Here is a 17,776-nt window from a genome sequence, read left to right as displayed (position 1 = left end):
AATGCGGTGGTTCGCATCCCGAACCACCGCATTCAGAGGACGAAACGCGTCAGGGGGAGCGCTCGGCGTAGGCCTCGACGAGCTGGTTTTCGGCGTCGGTGAGGTACTGCGCGAGGAGCTTTTCGGCACCGAGGCCGTCGCCGGCCTCGAGGCGTTCGAGGATCTCCGCGTTGCGCTTGAGGTACGGCTCGTGGAAGCGCCGCGGGTCGGCCATCATGTGGAACACCAGCCGCAGCTCGGCCAGGATGCCGCGCATCAGCTCGTCGATCCGCTCGCTGCCGCTCAGTTCGGCGAGCGCCGAATGGAACCGGATGTTCGCGGTACCGAGGTCCTGCCAGCGTTCACTCCGCTCGGCGACCCTGCCGTCCTCGACCAGTCGCGCGAGCTTCGCGAACGTCGGCGGCTTCTCCGTCACCGCCCGCACCGCCGAGCACTCGACGACCTTGCGCACCTTGTAGAGGTCGACGACGTCCTCGACGGGCAGCACCCGCACGAAGACGCCGCGGTTGAGCTCGTGGGTCAGCAGGCGTTCGTGCGTGAGCAGCCGGAACGCCTCGCGCAGCGTGTTGCGGGAGACGCCGAGCGCCGAGCCGATGTCGTGCTCCGACAGCCGGACGCCGGGCAGGAAGAACCCTTCCGCGATGCGCGTGCGGAGGACACCGGCCACTCTTTCGGCCGTACTGGTGCGGCTCACCATGCCGCGATCCGCTTCGAGTCCTTGAACCGAGGCAGGACCACCCTCCGCGATCGTCACGTGACCGATCCTAACCGGCCACAAGAGGCCCAGCCAAGGATCCTCTTGTGGAATTGTTGAACAATACCTACAGTGGCTTCCCATGTGACCCGTGCCACGATGGGATCCACCCTCTGGAGGTGCCGATGGACGCGACAGCCACTACCGAAGACACACGCCCCTTCGCCTGGTTCCGCACGCTCGGTTCGCGAGGCCGCCGGGCCTTCGTCGGCGCGTTCGGCGGATACGGGCTCGACTCGTTCGACTACCAGACCCTCCCGCTGGGCCTGGCCGCGATCACCGCCTACTACGGCCTCTCCGGCGGCGAGGCGGGCCTGCTCGGCACCACGACACTGGTGGTCTCGGCGATCGGCGGGATCGGCGCGGGCGTCCTGGCCGACCGCATCGGCCGGGTCCGCACGCTCCAGATCACCATCGCGATGTACACGGTCTTCACCGTGCTCTGCGGGTTCGCCCCGAACTTCGAGACGCTCCTGATCTTCCGCGCCCTGCAGGGCCTGGGCTTCGGTGGTGAATGGGCCGCCGGCGCCGCACTGGTGGCGGAGTACTCGCAGGCGAAGTACCGCGGCCGGACCGTCGCCTTCGTGCAGAGCGCGTGGGCGGTCGGCTGGGCGCTGTCCGTCGTCGTCTACACGGTGGTCTTCAGCATCTGGAGCCCGGACGTCGCGTGGCGCGTCATGTTCTGGACCGGCGTCATCCCGGCGCTGCTGGTGCTGTGGGTCCGCCGCAACGTCCAGGACGCGCCCGTCGCCGAAGCTGCCCGCGCCACGAAGAAGGAACGCGGTTCACTGGCGGGCATCTTCAAGCCCGACCTGCTGCGCACGACGTTCTTCGCCGCGCTGCTCGCCACCGGTGTCCAGGGCGGTTACTACACGCTCGCGACCTGGCTGCCGAGCTACCTGAAGACCACCCGCGGCCTCACCGTCATCGGCACCGGCGGCTATCTCGCGTTCCTCATCTCCGGCGCCTTCATCGGATACGTCACCGGCGGCTATCTCACGGATCTCCTGGGCCGCAAGAAGACGTTCCTGCTGTTCTCGGTGCTGTCGGCGGGCCTCATCGTCGCCTACACGCAGATCCCGGCGGGCGCGAACACGCTCGTGCTGTTCCTCGGTTTCCCGCTCGGGTTCTCGATGTCCGCGATCTTCAGCGGGTTCGGCGCCTTCCTCGCCGAGCTGTACCCGTCGGCGCTGCGCGGGACCGGGCAGGGTTTCACCTACAACCTCGGCCGGGCCATCGGCGCGACGTTCCCCGCCGTGGTCGGTTTCCTCGGCGCGGGCGGCGCGATGGTGTTCGGCGCGGTCGGCTACGGGATCGCCGTGCTGGCGCTGCTCGGCCTGCCCGAGACTCGCGGCCGCGAACTGCTGTGACCACAATCGGAAGAGGAGGCACCGCGATGACCACCTTCGACGACCCGGCGACGTTGTCCCCCGCCGAGGCCCGCGCCCTGTTCCGCGCGGGCACGGCCCGGCCGACCACCGGCTGGGCGAACGGCTTCACCCAGACCAACCTGATCGCCGTCCCCGAGGACTGGGCCTACGACGTCCTGCTGTTCTGCCAGCGGAACCCGCAGCCCTGTCCGGTGCTCGACGTCAGCGACCCCGGCGACCCGTCGACCAGGCTGGCGCCCGGCGCGGATCTGCGCACCGATCTGCCGCGCTACCGCGTCTGGCAGAACGGCGCGCTGGCGGGCGAACTCGCGGACGCGACCGGGTTGTGGCGCAGCGACATGGTCACGTTCTCGATCGGCTGCAGTTTCACCTTCGAATCGGCGCTGGCCACCGACGGCATCCCGCTGCGGCACGTCGAGCAGGGCCGCAACGTGGCGATGTACGTGACGAACCGCGAATGCGTCCCGGCCGGGCGGTTGCACGGGCCGATGGTGGTCTCGATGCGGCAGATCCCCGAAGACCGCGTGGACGACGCCGTGCGCATCACCCGCGGGATGCCTGCCGTGCACGGTGCGCCGGTGCACATCGGCGACCCCGCCGCGCTCGGCATCGCCGATCTCGGCAAGCCCGACTTCGGTGACCCGGTCGACGCGGCCCCCGGCGACGTGCCGGTGTTCTGGGCGTGCGGCGTGACCCCGCAGGCGGCGCTGATGGCTTCGCGGCCACCGTTCGCGATCACGCACGCGCCGGGCTACATGTTCGTGACCGACAAGCTCGACAGTGAGTTCAGGGTGGCCTGATGGATCTCAACAGTGACCTGGGTGAAGGTTTCGGCGCCTGGAAGATGGGTGACGACGACGCCATGCTCGACATCGTCACCAGCGCGAACGTCGCCTGCGGCTTCCACGCCGGCGACCCGTCGGTGATGCGGCGGGTCTGCGAGCGCGCGGCGGAACGGGGTGTCGTCATCGGCGCCCACGTCGCCTACCGCGATCTGGCGGGTTTCGGGCGGCGGGCGATGGACGTCGCGCCCGCCGACCTGGCCGACGACGTGCTCTACCAGATCGGCGCGCTCGACGCGTTCGCCCGCGCGGCGGGAACGAGCGTGCGGTACGTCAAACCGCACGGGGCGCTGTACAACACGGCGGCGGTCGATCCGGAGCAGGCGGCCGCCGTGGTCGAGGGGATCCGGCGGTTCCGTCCCGGGCTCGCGCTGCTGTGCCCGCCGGGATCGGAAATGGCCAAGCAGGCGGAAAAGGCCGGGTTCCCCGCGTACGCCGAGGCGTTCGCGGACCGCGCGTACACCTCCGAAGGCCTTCTCGTCTCCCGGAAACTGCCCGGTGCCGTGCTCCACGACGCCGACGAGGTGGCCGAGCGGGCGGTCGCGATGGCGACCACCGGCAAGGTCGTCGCCGCCGACGGGACCGAACTGGCGCTTCAACCGCATTCGCTGTGCGTGCACGGCGATACCCCCGGCGCCGTCGAACTGGCGCGCCGGATCCGCGCGGGGCTCGACGCCTCCGGTGTCCACATCGGATCGTTCATCGAGGCCGCATGATGCGAGTGCTGCCCTACGGGGCGCGTGCGGCCATGGTCGACTTCGACGATCCGTCGGAGGTGCTCGGGCTGCACGCGTCACTGGAGCAGGACCCGCCGGACGGCGTCCTCGAACTGGTCCCGGCCGCGCGGACCCTGCTCATCCGGTTCGACCCCGGCCGCACCCACCACGACCGGCTCGCCGAAGACGTCCTCCATCGGTCCACAGTGGACACCAAACCGCGCGAGGCCGCCGAGATCGTCGTGCCGGTGCACTACGACGGCCCAGACCTTGCCGACGTCGCGGCCGCCTCCGGCATGTCCGCGGAGGCCGTCGTCCGGCGGCACGAGGACGGGACCTACGTCTCGGCGTTCTGCGGCTTCGCCCCGGGTTTCGCCTATCTGACCGGGCTCGATCCCGCGCTGAACCTGCCGCGCCGGACGAGCCCGCGCACCCGGGTACCCGCCGGCTCGGTCGCGATCGCGGGCGAGTACACGGCGGTGTACCCGAACGCCTCGCCCGGCGGCTGGCAACTGATCGGGCGCACGACGCTGCCCGTGTGGGACGTCGAACGGGAGCCGCCGAACCTGCTGGCACCGGGCACCAGGATCCGGTTCACTTCATGACCGCGAAGATCGAAGTGCTCCGGCCCGGCGTTTTCACCACCGTGCAGGATCTCGGACGACCGGGGCTGGCCGCGATCGGCGTCGGCCGGTCCGGCGCCGCCGACCGCGGTTCGCTGCGGCTGGCGAACCGGCTGGTCGGCAACCCCGAGGGCCACGCTGCCCTGGAATGTGTCCTGGGCGGCCTCGCCCTGCGGTTCCCGGCTCCGGCGACCGTCGCCGTCACCGGCGCGCCGTGCTCGATCACCGTCGGCACACGGGCTTTCGGCCCCGGCTCACCGATCCCGGTCAACCCCGGCGACGAACTCGTCCTCGGGATGGCTCCTCACGGTTTGCGTTGCTATGTCGCCGTGCGCGGCGGCATCGACGTTCCCTCGGTGCTGGGCGCCCGGGCGACCGACACACTGGGCGAACTCGGCCCGCCCGCGCTCTCGGCCGGGATGACCTTGCCGGTGGGACAACGGGTTCTGCCCCACCCCGGCGTGGATCTCGCTCCTCGCGCGCCCTTGCCGGACGTCCCGGTTCTGCGCGTGACTCCGGGGCCCCGGGCTTCGTGGTTCGTTCCCGGCGCACTGTCCACTTTGGCCTCCACGGGTTACGTCGCCACCGCCGACGTCGATCGGGTGGGCGTGCGGCTGGACGGTCCTGTGTTGTCGAGGGCGCGTGGTGGCGAATTGCCGCCCGAGGCCGCCGTGCCGGGGGCGTTGCAAGTCCCCCCTTCGGGGCAGCCGATCCTGTTCCTGGCCGACCATCCGGTGACCGGGGGCTATCCGGTGATCGCGGTGGTGGAGGAAGCGGATCTGGATCTGGCCGCGCAGGTGCGGCCGGGGCAGCGGGTGCGGTTCCGGCTGGTTTGAGCCTCTTGAGGAGCAAGGCAAACGACACACACCCCGACCATTCAACTCACCGATGAGGCACGCCGGAGGGGTGGCGAAGGCCTCCTTCCCCACCGACAAGGTCAGGACCCCGGCAAAGTCGCATAAGCGCCGGTCGGTGCCACTCTTGGCGCTACGAACTGGATCTCCGAGCGGGCCAGGAGGCAGGAGGCTTGAACGGACGATGTCCATAAAGGACACCAGATGACAGGCGAATGTCCGTTTCATGCTTATACGCACGGTTCACGATTGGGGTCGTGAGTGGTAAAGAGCGTTAGAACGCTCTTTACCACTCACGACCCCTTTGCAAAACGACCAAATCGGGCACGGTCATCCCGGAAGTGTCCCCTTTGGACAGCCGAGACCACCATGACGAGCCCCTCCGTCGCCCACTTGACCAGCGAATAGACGACTTCGCCGGAACACTGGCCGACCACTTCAGCCGCCACCTGTGCCTTGCCCCTCAATAACCGTCCTTACCGCTCACGAGGCCCGAAACCCGCAAGGTGATGTTCAATCGCCCCACCAGACCCAGCGCCGGATCAGCCGTCCCCGGCAACACCCGGGGCACTCCGTGGAAGGCCAGCCGCGACTCCCCGCCGAACACGAACAGATCCCCCGAGCGCAGATCCACATCCGTATAGGGCCGCCCGCGATCGGTCGTGTTCCCGAACCGGAAGACGCAGGCGTCCCCGAGACTCAGCGACACCACGGGCTCCAGCGAAGCCTCGTCCTTGTCCTGATGCTGCCCCATTTTCGCGGCGGAGTCGTAGAAGTTCACCAGCGCGATGTCCGGCTCGTACGACGTCGGACCATAAGCGGCCGAAACCGCCCGTCGCCCCAGGTCTCCCAGCCACGAAGGAAATGGAAGCACCGGGGAGCCGTCGTCGGTCACCTTCGCGTACCGGTACGGATGCCAGTGCCAGCCGAGACAGACCGTCCGCACCGACATGACGCCGCCGTTCGGCAGCCGCGTCCGCCGGTAACCGCGCCAGCCGCGGCAGGCTTCGACCAGGCGTCGTTGCCCGTCGAGGTCGAGCCAGTCCGGGACATGCACCGCGCCGGGCGCGATTTCGGTCCGCGGTCGGGGGATCAGCGCGTCCACACGTCGAGTCTGCCAGGGCGCGCGCCGATGATCCGGTGGCCCCGCACCATGACACCGGCCGTGCTGAACCAGCGCAGCACGCGACGGCCGAATCGTGGCCCCACCGGGGCATCCATGACTGTCACGGCCAAGCAAGCTGCCACAAAGCGGCCGCGGAAGCCACCTTTCGGACTACTCCGATCGGCCGGTTGACCGTAACGCGTTCACCCGGTCACTGTGCGAATTCGACCACGGTCACCCCGGCCCGCGCGGGTACCGGATCGTTCATCTCCGCGAGCACCGCGGGGACGTCGTCGAGGCCGACCCGCTTGCCGATCATGCCTTCGAGGTCGATCCCGGCCGTCTCCACCACCCGCAGCATCTCGGGGTACTCGTGCGCCTGCAGGCCGTGGATGCCGACGATCTCCAGTTCCCCGCCGATCACCCGGTGCATCGGGATCGGCGCGATGCCCTGAGCGGGCGGCATCAGACCGGCCTGGACGTGCCGTCCGCGTTTGCGGAGGCTCCCGATCGAGGCGGCGCAGGTGGTCGGCGAGCCGAGGCAGTCGAGTGAGACGTGCGCGCCGCCGCCGGTCAGCTCCCGGACATGGAGGGCGACGGCTTCGTGGCCCTCGAACGCCGAGGGATCGACGACCAAAGCGGCCCCCATACGCGTCGCCAGCGCCCTGGCCTGCGGGGACGGGTCGACGGCGACGACGGACGCACCGGCCGCGACGGCCAGCAGGATCGACGAGACGCCGACGCCACCGCAGCCGTAGACCGCGACCCACTGCCCCGGCCGGACGCCGCCCTGGCGCAGCACGGCCCGGAACGCCGTTCCGAAGCGGCACCCCAGCGCCGCCGCCTCGGCAGCGGACAGCGAGTCCGGGAGTGCGACGAGGTTGACCTCGGCGTTTTCGATGGCCACGTACTCGGCGAACGAACCCCAGTGGGTCGCGCCCGGCTGGAACTCGCGGTCGCAGATCTGCTGGTCACCGGCGGCACACTGGGCACAGGTGCCGCACGCGCAGACGAACGGCACGGTCACCCGGTCGCCCGCCGACCAGCCCCGGACGCCCTCGCCGAGCGACGCGATCCGGCCGGCGAGTTCGTGCCCGGCGACGTGCGGCAGCTTCACCGACGTGTCGTGCCCCTGCCAGGAGTGCCAGTCGCTGCGGCACACCCCGGTCGCCTCGACGGCGATCACCACCCCGCCCGGCGGCGCGACCGGATCCGGCACCTCGCGTACCTCGGGCAGCACCCCGAACTCCTCGAAGACGACCGCCCGCACTCGCGCTCCCTAAGTGTCCCGGCCTCTCGGCATCACGAGGCCCTCGCCGGGCACCGTACACCGGGCCGCCCGCCCGCGCGGCGGCCCGAGAAGCCGCGACAGCGACTCCGGCGGCACCCCGAGTACCTCCTCGAGATTCTTGAGCACCAGCAGGGATTCCGGCCGTTCGGGGCGGCAGCGTCCCGACTGCCAATGGCTCAGGGTCGCGAGGCTGACCGAACACCCCCGTCCCCTCAGCCGGTACCGGATCCGATCGAGCCCGAGGCCCCTCGCCCTGATCGCGGCCCTGAGGGCGTCCGCGAACGGCCCGGTCTCCAAAAGCCGCCTGAGTTCACGTCCTTCCGCCACCCCCCGGTCGATGGTGTGTGTCCGCTGACCGGTCATCTTCATCGCCTTCGCACGCTCGCTAGCCACCCGGAAATGCGCAGCCTAGGCGGGGGGACACATGATCGGAAGGGCCTTAGATCACCTATCGGCGTGGCAGGCGGGTGACGTAATTATGCAGAGACGTAGGAAAATTCCCACCCCGGCCGATACCGGTCCACAGTGGACAAGATTCAGCGCAGGGCGACCGACAGGGCTTGTGCGATCTCCTTGCCGATCGCGTGGGTGGCCGCGTCGGGCGGCGAGCCGACCTTGACCACCATGGGGCCGCCGAACGGCTGGCGCTCGACGACCTCGATCCGTTCGCCGAGGCCGATCGAATGCTCGGTCAGGTAGCGCAGGAGTTCCGGATCGGTGTCCCAGACGCGGACGATCTCGCCGACCGCGCCGGGCGGGAGGTCGTCGAGGATGCGCATCGGCATCTCCTCGACGCTGCCGTCGGGGGCGGGGATGGGGTCGCCGTGCGGGTCGCGCATCGGGTTGCCGAGCTTCGCCGCGATCCGCTCGACGAGCCTGTCCGACACCGCGTGTTCGAGCGCGTCGGCCTCCGAGTGCACCTCGTCCCAGGTGTAGCCGAGTTCGGACACCAGGTAGGTCTCGATCAGCCGGTGGCGGCGGAGCACCGAGCGGGCCAGCAGCCTGCCCTCGGTGGTCAGCTCGATCCCGCGGTACGGGACGTGCGCGACCAGCCCCAGCTGGGACAGTTTGGTGACCATGCCGGACGCCGAGGACGGGCTGACCTCCAGCCGTCCGGCCAGCGACGTGTTGGTGACGGCCTCGCCGCGCTCCACCAGCCCGTAGATCACCCGGACGTAGTCCTCCACGGACGACGACCTGCGACTTGCCCCTTCACCCATGGATGCGAGTTTACGGCTTGCCGCCCGGTCGCGGATCACCCAGCGTGCGGCCGCCAGCGGTACCGGATCCAGCCGGGGACCGGGTCGGCGCCGAGCTGGGCGTAGAACGCCTCGCCCTTCTCGTTGCCCTCCTGCATGTCCCATTCGACCCGGCCGGGGGTCCGCGCGCTCAGCTCGTCGAGCAGCTCCCGTCCGAGGCCGAAACGCCGGTGCTCGGGGCGCACGAAGAGGTCGTCGAGCCAGATCCCCGGCCTGGCCTCCCAGGTGGAGAAGTTCCAGCTGCAGAAGGCGAAGCCCGCGACCTTGCCCGGCTCGTCCGGCGGGGTGGCCAGCAGCACCCAGGCCTTCGGATCGGGCCCGAAGAGGAACCCGGCCATCTCCTGCCTGTCGAGCTTCAGATCGTGTTTGTCCTCGTAGACCGCGTGCTCCTCGATGAGCGCGCAGATCTCCTCGATGTCGTCCGCGACCGCGTCCCGCACCGGCATGGGTCTCAGCTCCGTTCGTAGACGATGTCGCCGCCGACGGCGGTGGCGACGACGTGGATCGAATCCAAAGTGGACTCGTCGGTCGGGTCGGCCGAGAGGACGGCGAAGTCCGCGAGCTTGCCGACCTCCAGTGTGCCCAGGTCCTTCTCGGCGAAAGCGGCGTACGCGGATCCGTAGGTGTACGCGCGCAGGGCTTCGGCGGGGGTGAGCCGCTCATCGGGACCCAGCACCACCCCGGACGCGGTCTTCCGCCGCACCATGTCGGCCAGCGCGAGCAGCGGCGCGCCCTCGACGACCGGGCGGTCCGAACTGGCGGGCAGCACGCATCCCGCGTCGAGCAGGGTCTTGAGCCGGTAGCACCACGGCTCGCGTTCGGGGCCGAGGGCGGCCCGCATCCCGTCGCCGATCTCGTTGACGAACCGGCCCTGCGGCGAGGCGATCAGCCCCAGCGACGCCAGCCGCTTCAGTTCCTCGGGCCGCAGCACCGCGCAGTGCTCGATGCGGTGCCGGTGGCCGGGACGCGGATCGGCCTTCAGCGCGGCTTCGTAGGCGTCGAGGACGACGGTGATCGCGCGGTCGCCGATGGCGTGCGTCGCGATCTGCCAGCCCGCCTTGTGCGCGGCGGCGATCGTCCGCGCGATCTCGTCCTCGGGCACCTGGAAGTAGCCGACGTTGTCCGTTTCGCCGGCGAACGGCTCGTGCATCGCGCAGGTGCGGCCGATCAGCGAGCCGTCGGCGAACAGCTTCATCGCGCCGATCCGCAGCCATTCGTCGCCGAAACCGGTGCGCATCCCCAGGTCCAGGCCGAAGCCAGCACCCGCATCAAGGTCGTGGAGCACGCTCGCCGCGACCATCACCGTGCTCCGCACCCGCAGCACCCCGCGTTCGCGCGCCAGCTGGTACGCGGCCAGTTCGGCGGGGGTCTCCCCCACGAGACCCCCGCCGATCCCGGCCTCCTGGACGCTCGTGATGCCCTCGGCCAGGTAGCGCTCACTCGCCCGGTCCAGCCCGCGGACGACCCGCTCGACCGGCGTCGGATAGGTCAGCGGCCGCAGCATGAGCTGGGCCTGCTCCCGTAAGAGCCCGGTCGGCGAACCGTCCTCGTCTCGGACGACGTCACCGCCGACGGGCACGTTGCCCAGATCGAGTTGCTCCAGCACCGCCGAATTGACCACGGTCATGTGCCCGGACGTGTGCTTGAGCCGCACGAGGTGCCCGGGGGCGGCCCGGTCGAGGCCCTGCCTCGTCGGATGACCGCCCACGAGCTTGTTCTGGTCGTAGCCACTGCCGATGATCCAGCCGCCCGGCGGGGTTTCGGCCGCGCGCCGCGCGACGGCGTCGTACACCTCGTCGACGCTGCGGCAATCCGAAAGGGCGACGTCGTCGAGCGCCATGCCGAACCAGGCCATGTGGTTGTGCGCGTCGTGGAATCCGGGCACCACCACCGAGCCACCGAGGTCCACGCGGCGCTTCGCGGAAAGCGCGGCCGCATCATGACCTAACGCCACAATTCGTCCGCGCAGCGCAGCAAGTGCTACGGATTCCCCCGTTCCGGTGAGGAACCGGGCGTTCTCGTAGACCGTGTCGACCCGCATGATTTCGACTCTATCGATCGATCGATCGGTCGTCTAGGCTCGGCGTCATGAGCACCGTGGACTACGCACTCGACGACGGAATCGCTGTGATCTGGCTGAACCGCCCCGAACGGCTGAACGCGGTGGTCGCCGAACTGGTCGACGACCTGCTGGAGGCGCTCGACGCGGCCGCCAAGTCGGACGCGCGCGCCGTCGTGCTCGCCGGTCGCGGACGTGCCTTCTGCGCCGGTCACGACCTCAAGGAACCCACCCCCGAGGGCGATTCACGCCCGCGACTCGACCGGCTACAGGACGTGACACGGCGCCTTCGCGGCCTCCGCCAGCCCGTCATCGCCGCCGTCCACGGTTACGCGATCGGCGCGGGCGCGGAGTTCGCGATGGGCTGCGACCTGATCCTCGCCGCCGAAGACGCGGTGTTCGCCTTCCCCGAGGTCTCCCTGGGCCTGAGTGTCACGGGTGCGGCGTCGCGGTTGCTGCCGCTGCTGGTCGGCCCGCTGAAGGCCAAGGAACTCCTCCTGCTGGGCGAACGCGTGAGCGGCACCGAGGCGTACGAACTCGGCCTGGTCAACGCCGCCGTACCCGCCGACGACCTGATGGACACCGCGCTCGCGTGGGCCGCCAAGATCGCCTCCCACCCGGCCGCCGCGGCCACGATGGCCAAACGCGCCCTCGATTCCGGCATCGACAGCTCGCTCGAAGCCGCGCTCGAACTCGAAGTCAGCCACGCGCTGATCACCGAGCACTCCGCCGAGGTCGCCGCTTCGTCCGAGGCCTTCCGGAGCCGGTCATGACCTCGCTCGCCGGGATCGACACCCTCTCCGGCCTGACCACGAGGGCCGCCGCGCTCTGGCCGGACAGGACGGCGTGGATCTTCGACTCGGCAGGGGAAAGCTTCACGTTCGCCGACGTCGACGCACGCAGCACGGAGCTCGCCCGCGCGCTGCTCGACCTCGGCGTGACACCGGGCGACCGGGTCGCGGTGATGCTGCGCAACCAGCCCGAATTCCCGTTGCTGTGGCTGGCCCTGGCCAAGATCGGCGGGGTGCTCGTCCCGGTCAACACCGGATACCGCGAGTTCGACGGCGCCCACGTACTGCGGCATTCCGGCGCCAGGTTCGCCGTCGTCGCCGAGGAATTCCTGGAGCTGCTGGGCAAGATCGCCCCGGAGACCTCGCTGGAACGCGTGCTCACGCCCGGCGAACTCACCGGCTCCGGGAGTGTCCCGAAATTCGCGAGCGAAGGCGAACGCCCGGTCAACATCCAGTACACCTCGGGCACCACGGGCGCCCCCAAGGGCTGCGTGTTGCCGAACAGGTATTGGACGACACTGGCGATCAGCCTGGCCACGGACTACCCGTCGGTCGGCACGGACGACGTCATCCTGACCGCGCAACCTTTCCACTACATCGATCCACAGTGGAACGTGGCGCTGGGGCTCGCGGGCGGCGCGACGCTGGTGGTGCTCGACCGCTTCCACCCGTCGACGTTCTGGGAGAAGATCCGCGAGCACGGGGTCACCTGGTTCTACTGCCTAGGCCTGATGCCCACCCTGCTGCTGCGCCAGCCGGAGAGCGAGCTCGACAAGGCGCATCAGGTCCGCGCGATCTGCGCTTCGGCCATCCCGCGCGACCTGCACGCCGCGCTCGAAGCACGCTGGGGCGCGCCGTGGTTCGAGGCCTTCGGCATGACCGAGACCGGCGGCGACATCCGGATGTACCCGGCCGATCACGAGGAGACCGTCGGCACCGGCTGCCTCGGCAGGCCCGCGCCGACCCGCGAGGTGATGATCGCGGACGAGGACGGGAAACCGCTGCCGCGCGGGGAAACCGGCGAGCTGCTGATCCGCGGCGTCGGCCTGATGCACGGCTACCACGACGATTCCGAAGCGACCAGGCGCGCCTTCGACGGCGGCTGGTTCCACACCGGTGATCTGGCCACAATGGACGGCGAAGGCCGCGTGTACTACGTGGGCCGCACCAAGGACATGATCCGCCGCAGCGGGGAGAACATCTCCGCCGACGAGGTCGAGCGGGCGCTGCAGCTGCATCCCGCGGTCAAGCTCGCCGCCGTCATCGCGGTGCCGGACGACATCCGCGGTGAGGAAGTCAAGGCGTACCTCGTCCTCGACGAGAACGAGGGTCACCGGTGCGAACCGGCCGAGCTGGCGGAGTTCTGTTCGGCGAAGCTGGCCTACTTCAAGGTCCCCCGGTTCTGGACCATCGTCACGGAACTGCCGATGACACCGTCGGAACGGGTCGCGAAGGGCGAGCTCAAGAAGGCGGAAGACCTCCGCGCCGGTTCTTGGGACAGGGCCACCGAGACATGGCTCTGACCACCCGCGAACGGGTCCGCCAGGCGGCGGTGAAACTGTTCGCCACCAAGGGGTTCCACGGCACCGGCATCCGGGATCTGGCCCAGGAGGCGGAGCTGTCCTCCGCCAGCCTGTACCACTACATGGGCACCAAAGAGGACCTGCTGGTCGCCATCATGAACGAGTCGCTGCGGCGCCTGTCCGACGCGGCCGAGCAGGCGACCGCCGGGCTCACCGATCCCGTGTCACGGCTCGGATCCCTGGTGGCACTGCACGTGCTCGCACACGCCATCCAGCCGGACGACACACGCGTGGTCGACAACGAGGTCCACGCGCTCACCGCGGGCGCCAGGGCCGAAGTGGTGGGGCTGCGCGACGGCTACGAAAAGCTGTGGGCGGACGCCATCGAAGACGGTGTCGCGGCCGGCGTCTTCCACACCGACCAGCCGTCGGTCACCCGGCTCGCGCTGGTGGAGATGTGCAGCGGGGTCGCGCGCTGGTATTCGCCGGCGGGGCCGCTCACCCTGGATCAACTGGCCGCCCATTACGCCGGATTGGCACTGCGGGCGCTCGCCTGCGAACGGCAGCTGGACGTCACGGCGTTGCAAAACTGCCGTGAAGTGGTCTCGGGAGTGTGGCGAGTGCCCGTTTAGCGGCGACTTTAGGCATGTACGCCTTGCTCAGACGGCTTCTCTGGGGGACGCTCGAAGGGTGACTGAGCAAACGATCCAACTCGAACTGGACGACTCGGGTCTCTCGCCGGCGTTGCCGGTGCCTTCGAACCCCCGTGATCAGGTGCAGGACGTCCCCTACCGCCCGGTGGGCTTCCGCGACGACGACCTGCCCACGGCGCTCGAACGGTGCGCGACATGGCTACGCCAGGCTCAGGAGTGGCTCGGGGAACCGGTCGATGTGCTGGCCGTCCATCTCGACTATGACGACCGCAAGGGTTCGCCCTACTACGATGTGAAACTTCTCTGCAACGAGGAGGACCTGGCCGGGGTCCCGATCGCGATGCGGAACCAGAAGGACGACTAGAGGCCGACGCAATGAAAGGTCCTTTCCTGGCGAATTTCGCCAGGAAAGGACCTTTCATTGCACGGGCGAGCGTCAGCCCAGCGTGCCGCCGACCTTGACGTGCCCCTTGAGCAGGTTGCGCGCGATGGTCCGGCGCTGGATCTCGTCGGTGCCCTCGTAGATCCGCAGCAGCCGCAGTTCGCGATACCACCGCTCGACCGGCAGTTCCCGCGTGTAGCCCATTCCGCCGTGGATCTGCAGGACGCGGTCGACGATCTCGTTCGCCTTCACCCCGCCGTACAGCTTCGCCATCGACTGCGCGTGCCGCGAGTCCAGCTTCTGGTCGACCTGCCAGGCGGCGTGCAGCACCAGCCAGCGCAGTGCCTCCAGTTCGGTGCCGGAATCCGCGATCATCCACTGGATGGCCTGGCGCTCGGCGATCTTCTGCCCGAACGTCTCCCGCGTGTTGGCGTGCTCGATGGCCATCGAGATCAGCCGCTCACAGGAGCCGATGGCGCGGGCGGGCAGCAGGTAGCGGCCCGCCCCGATCCACTGCATGGCCAGGTCGAACCCGTGGCCGAGCTCGCCGAGGATCTGCGTCTCCGGCACGCGGACGTCCTCGAAGACCAGCGCCGCCGGACCCCATTCGCCCATGGTGTCGATGTATTCGGACTTCCAGCCCGCGTCACGGTCGACGAGGAAGCAGGTGACGCCGCCGTTCGCGCCCTTCTCCGGATCGGTGATCGCGAAGACCATCACGAAGTCGGCCTCGTTACCGCCGGTGATGAAGGTCTTCTCGCCGTTGATGACCCAGTCGGTGCCGTCCTTGCGGGCGGAGGTCCGGATGGCCTTGGCGTCCGAACCCGCACCGGGTTCGGTGATCGCGAAACACGATTTGCGCTCGCCCGAGATCGTCGGGAGCAGGTAGCGCTCCTTCTGCTCGTCGTTGGCGTAGTACAGGATGTTGTCCGCCGCGCCGCCGAAGCGGAACGGCACGAACGTGCGGCCGAGTTCGGCCTCCAGCAGCGCGGTCATCACCGCGGACAGGCCCATGCCGCCGTACTCCTCCGGCGTCTGCACACCCCAGAACCCGGACTCCTTGGCCTTCAGCTGCAGCTCGCGCAGCTCGTCGCCGGTCAGGCCGGGCTGACCGGCGCGTTCGCGGCGCAGCACCTCCTGCTCACGCGGCATGAGGTCGCGCTGGACGAACGTGCGGACCCAGTCGCGCACCTCGCGTTCCTCGACGCTCAGAGAGAAATCCATGGTCAGCCCGCTCCTGTTCGACAGTGACTAAGCGCTCGCTTAGTTCAGCGTACCGCTTCGGTTGTCGTTAGCCGAGGAGTTGTCATAAGTTTTCGCAACCTGTTCCCGTCTCGTCGAAGGGCACCCATGAGCACGGCAGCACCCGCGACGAAGCGGGATCGCACCCACTACCTCTACATAGCCGTCATCGCGGCGGTGGGGCTCGGCATCGCGGTCGGCATCCTGTTCCCAGAGGTCGGCAAGGAACTGAAGCCGCTCGGGACCGGTTTCGTGAACCTGATCAAGATGATGATCTCGCCGATCATCTTCTGCACGATCGCGCTCGGCGTCGGCTCGGTGGCGAAGGCCGCGAAGGTCGGCCGCGTCGGCGGGCTCGCGATCGGCTACTTCCTGATCATGTCGACGGTCGCGCTGGTCATCGGCCTGGTCGTCGGCAACATCCTGCAGCCCGGTACCGGCCTGCACCTGACCCCCGAGATCGCCGAAAAGGGACAGGACCAGATCGCCAAGAGCGAGGGCACCGTCGAGTTCCTGCTCGGGATCATCCCGAAGACGCTGGTCTCGGCGTTCACCGAGGGCGAGGTGCTGCAGACGCTGCTGGTCCGCGCTGCTCGCCGGGTTCGCGCTGCAGAAACTGGGCACCAAGGGCGAGCCGATCCGCCGCGGCATCGAGCACATCCAGCGGCTCGTGTTCCGGATCCTGGCGATGATCATGTGGGCGGCCCCGGTCGGCGCGTTCGGCGCGATCGCCGCCGTAGTCGGCGAGACCGGCTGGAAGGCACTGCAGAGCCTCGCGGTGATCATGCTCGGCTTCTACATCACCTGCGGGTTGTTCGTGTTCGTGGTGCTCGGGCTGATCATCGGCGTGTTCGCCAGGGTCAACATCTTCAAGCTGCTGAAATACCTCGGCCGCGAGTTCCTGCTGATCCTGTCGACGTCGTCGTCGGAGTCGGCGCTGCCGCGGCTGATCGCGAAGATGGAGCACGCCGGCGTCTCCAAACCGGTCGTCGGCATCACCGTGCCGACCGGGTACTCGTTCAACCTCGACGGCACCGCGATCTACCTGACGATGGCGTCCATCTTCATCGCGGACGCGCTCGACAAACCGCTGACCATCGGCGAGCAGATCTCGTTGCTGGTGTTCATGATCATCGCGTCGAAGGGTGCGGCCGGGGTCACCGGCGCGGGGCTCGCGACGCTGGCGGGCGGGCTGTCGTCGCATCGGCCGGAACTGGTCGACGGCGTCGGGTTCATCGTCGGCATCGACCGGTTCATGTCCGAGGCCCGCGCGCTGACGAACTTCGCGGGCAACGCCGTCGCGACCGTGCTGATCGGCACCTGGACCAACGAGATCGACCGGGAGCAGCTCGACCGTACGCTGAACGGCGAGTCACCGTTCGACGAAGCGACCTTGCTCGACGAAAACGCGAGTGAGGCGACCGTGGAATCAGGTAAGAATGAGACGTGATCGAATGCGCGGTCCGCTGGTCGGAGCCCCTGCCCGCTGAACCCCGGTTCCTGGCCCTGCTCGACGAGCCGGAACAAGGCCGGTACGCGAACTACCGCCAGGACATCGACAAACGCCGGTTCCTGACCGGCCGGGTGCTGGCGAAGACCGTCGCCGCCGAGCGGCTCGGCCTGGCCGTCGAGACCGTGAGCTTCGACGCGACCTGCGAAGACTGCGGCAAACCGCACGGACGGCCCAAGGTCCCCGGCGCGCCGCTGATGCTGTCGATCTCGCATTCCGGCGACCTCATCGGCGTCGCGGCCACCGCGGGCACCCCGGTCGGCCTCGACGTCGAGACGGCCACCAGGCGGGCCGAGGACTCGCTCATGGAGTACGCGCTGACCCCGGCCGAGCTGGCCGCGATCTCCGGGCTCTCCGACGAGCAGCGCGCGACGGCGTTCTTCACCTACTGGACGCGCAAGGAAGCGGTCATGAAGGCCACCGGGAAGGGCCTCAAGATCCCGCTGCAGAGCATCACGTTCTCCGGCTACGACGAGCAGGCGAGGCTGGTCCGGTCGACCCACGAGGCCCTCGACCCGGACCGGACCCGGCTCGCGGACCTGAAGGCGACCGAGGGCTACCGGGCCGCCGTCGCGCTGATCACCTCGGAGGACATCTCGGTCACCGAAGACTTCGCCCCCCTCTGACCGTGCTGTTCGCCGCCCAATCACACGTGTTCGCCCTCCAATCACGCGAGATCGCCGCCCAGTAACACCGGCGGCGCGCGAAGGCCCCTTCCCAAGTACGCGAAGGCCCCCTTCGCTGCGTCTAGCGCAGTGAAGGAGGCCTTCACGTACCGAGC

18 protein-coding genes and 1 pseudogene are annotated in these 17,776 nt (G+C 69.1%); 11 read left to right on the top strand and 8 right to left on the bottom strand.

Going from position 1 to position 17,776, the window contains the following annotated elements:
* Positions 1-49: 49 nt before the first annotated feature.
* Positions 50-697 carry a GntR family transcriptional regulator gene (locus tag ACSMFO_RS09190; protein ID WP_051972326.1) on the bottom strand — a complete coding sequence of 216 codons (648 nt, stop codon included), beginning with the start codon at positions 695-697 and terminating at the stop codon, positions 50-52.
* A gap of 182 nt (positions 698-879) precedes the next feature.
* Between ACSMFO_RS09190 and ACSMFO_RS09185 the strand changes: the two genes are divergently transcribed.
* Genes ACSMFO_RS09185 through ACSMFO_RS09165 form a run of 5 tightly spaced genes read left to right on the top strand, consistent with a single transcriptional unit; the run spans position 880 to position 5,162 of the window.
* A complete protein-coding gene (locus ACSMFO_RS09185) occupies positions 880-2,124 on the top strand; it encodes an MFS transporter (RefSeq protein ID WP_037347934.1) in 1,245 nt (414 codons plus the stop codon).
* 26 nt (positions 2,125-2,150) lie between these two features.
* Positions 2,151-2,945, top strand: coding sequence for a putative hydro-lyase (locus ACSMFO_RS09180; RefSeq protein ID WP_436457992.1), 795 nt, complete (start codon positions 2,151-2,153; stop codon positions 2,943-2,945).
* The gene (locus tag ACSMFO_RS09175) at positions 2,945-3,703 is read left to right on the top strand and encodes a LamB/YcsF family protein (protein ID WP_436457990.1); all 759 of its coding nucleotides are present in this window, start codon (positions 2,945-2,947) and stop codon (positions 3,701-3,703) included. The genes ACSMFO_RS09180 and ACSMFO_RS09175 overlap by 1 nt, the downstream gene beginning before the upstream one ends.
* On the top strand, positions 3,703-4,308 hold the full coding sequence (locus tag ACSMFO_RS09170) for a 5-oxoprolinase subunit B family protein (RefSeq protein WP_436458343.1): 606 nt from the start codon (positions 3,703-3,705) through the stop codon (positions 4,306-4,308). Before ACSMFO_RS09175 ends, ACSMFO_RS09170 begins: the two co-directional genes overlap by 1 nt.
* Positions 4,305-5,162, top strand: coding sequence for a biotin-dependent carboxyltransferase family protein (locus ACSMFO_RS09165; protein WP_436457989.1), 858 nt, complete (start codon positions 4,305-4,307; stop codon positions 5,160-5,162). Before ACSMFO_RS09170 ends, ACSMFO_RS09165 begins: the two co-directional genes overlap by 4 nt.
* 481 nt (positions 5,163-5,643) lie before the next feature.
* On the opposite strand, the gene ACSMFO_RS09160 is transcribed toward ACSMFO_RS09165, so the two are convergent.
* From ACSMFO_RS09160 to ACSMFO_RS09135, 6 genes are all read right to left on the bottom strand, one after another.
* The gene (locus tag ACSMFO_RS09160) at positions 5,644-6,285 is read right to left on the bottom strand and encodes an alpha-ketoglutarate-dependent dioxygenase AlkB family protein (RefSeq protein WP_436457988.1); all 642 of its coding nucleotides are present in this window, start codon (positions 6,283-6,285) and stop codon (positions 5,644-5,646) included.
* 211 nt (positions 6,286-6,496) lie between these two features.
* Entirely contained in the window at positions 6,497-7,555 is a 1,059-nt protein-coding gene (locus ACSMFO_RS09155) for an alcohol dehydrogenase catalytic domain-containing protein (protein ID WP_436457986.1), read from the bottom strand.
* A 9-nt stretch (positions 7,556-7,564) separates the two neighbouring features.
* Entirely contained in the window at positions 7,565-7,945 is a 381-nt protein-coding gene (locus ACSMFO_RS09150; RefSeq protein ID WP_037347947.1) for a transcriptional regulator, read from the bottom strand.
* 167 nt (positions 7,946-8,112) lie between these two features.
* The gene (locus tag ACSMFO_RS09145; RefSeq protein ID WP_037347949.1) at positions 8,113-8,796 is read right to left on the bottom strand and encodes a metal-dependent transcriptional regulator; all 684 of its coding nucleotides are present in this window, start codon (positions 8,794-8,796) and stop codon (positions 8,113-8,115) included.
* Positions 8,797-8,831: 35 nt separating this feature from the next.
* Positions 8,832-9,281, bottom strand: a complete 450-nt coding sequence (locus ACSMFO_RS09140; protein WP_038508022.1) for a GNAT family N-acetyltransferase — start codon at positions 9,279-9,281, stop codon at positions 8,832-8,834.
* 5 nt (positions 9,282-9,286) lie between these two features.
* Complete coding sequence (locus ACSMFO_RS09135) at positions 9,287-10,876, bottom strand: amidohydrolase (RefSeq protein ID WP_436457983.1); 1,590 nt, start codon at positions 10,874-10,876, stop codon at positions 9,287-9,289.
* 47 nt (positions 10,877-10,923) lie between these two features.
* Between ACSMFO_RS09135 and ACSMFO_RS09130 the strand changes: the two genes are divergently transcribed.
* The 4 genes from ACSMFO_RS09130 to ACSMFO_RS09115 are packed head-to-tail and all read left to right on the top strand — an operon-like array spanning position 10,924 to position 14,225.
* Complete coding sequence (locus ACSMFO_RS09130) at positions 10,924-11,667, top strand: enoyl-CoA hydratase/isomerase family protein (protein ID WP_037347954.1); 744 nt, start codon at positions 10,924-10,926, stop codon at positions 11,665-11,667.
* Positions 11,664-13,208: an ATP-dependent acyl-CoA ligase gene (locus ACSMFO_RS09125; RefSeq protein ID WP_436457981.1), complete on the top strand. Its 1,545-nt coding sequence runs from the start codon at positions 11,664-11,666 to the stop codon at positions 13,206-13,208. Before ACSMFO_RS09130 ends, ACSMFO_RS09125 begins: the two co-directional genes overlap by 4 nt.
* Entirely contained in the window at positions 13,199-13,840 is a 642-nt protein-coding gene (locus ACSMFO_RS09120; protein ID WP_436457979.1) for a TetR/AcrR family transcriptional regulator, read from the top strand. The genes ACSMFO_RS09125 and ACSMFO_RS09120 overlap by 10 nt, the downstream gene beginning before the upstream one ends.
* A 58-nt stretch (positions 13,841-13,898) precedes the next feature.
* Positions 13,899-14,225: a hypothetical protein gene (locus tag ACSMFO_RS09115; protein WP_038508013.1), complete on the top strand. Its 327-nt coding sequence runs from the start codon at positions 13,899-13,901 to the stop codon at positions 14,223-14,225.
* Between the two features lie 72 nt (positions 14,226-14,297).
* On the opposite strand, the gene ACSMFO_RS09110 is transcribed toward ACSMFO_RS09115, so the two are convergent.
* Positions 14,298-15,467 (bottom strand): acyl-CoA dehydrogenase family protein, encoded by a 1,170-nt coding sequence (locus ACSMFO_RS09110; RefSeq protein WP_016337452.1) that lies wholly within the window; start codon positions 15,465-15,467, stop codon positions 14,298-14,300.
* 126 nt (positions 15,468-15,593) lie between these two features.
* Here ACSMFO_RS09110 and ACSMFO_RS09105 point away from each other — a divergent pair.
* Positions 15,594-16,935 (top strand): annotated as a pseudogene (locus tag ACSMFO_RS09105) (cation:dicarboxylate symporter family transporter).
* Positions 16,932-17,621 (top strand): 4'-phosphopantetheinyl transferase family protein, encoded by a 690-nt coding sequence (locus ACSMFO_RS09100; protein ID WP_436457978.1) that lies wholly within the window; start codon positions 16,932-16,934, stop codon positions 17,619-17,621. Before ACSMFO_RS09105 ends, ACSMFO_RS09100 begins: the two are co-directional and overlap by 4 nt.
* Positions 17,622-17,776: the final 155 nt, after the last annotated feature.

Source organism: Amycolatopsis sp. w19, assembly GCF_051373225.1.
GTDB classification, from domain to species: Bacteria; Actinomycetota; Actinomycetes; order Mycobacteriales; family Pseudonocardiaceae; genus Amycolatopsis; species Amycolatopsis japonica.
This window is presented reverse-complemented; position numbering and strand designations above follow the sequence as displayed.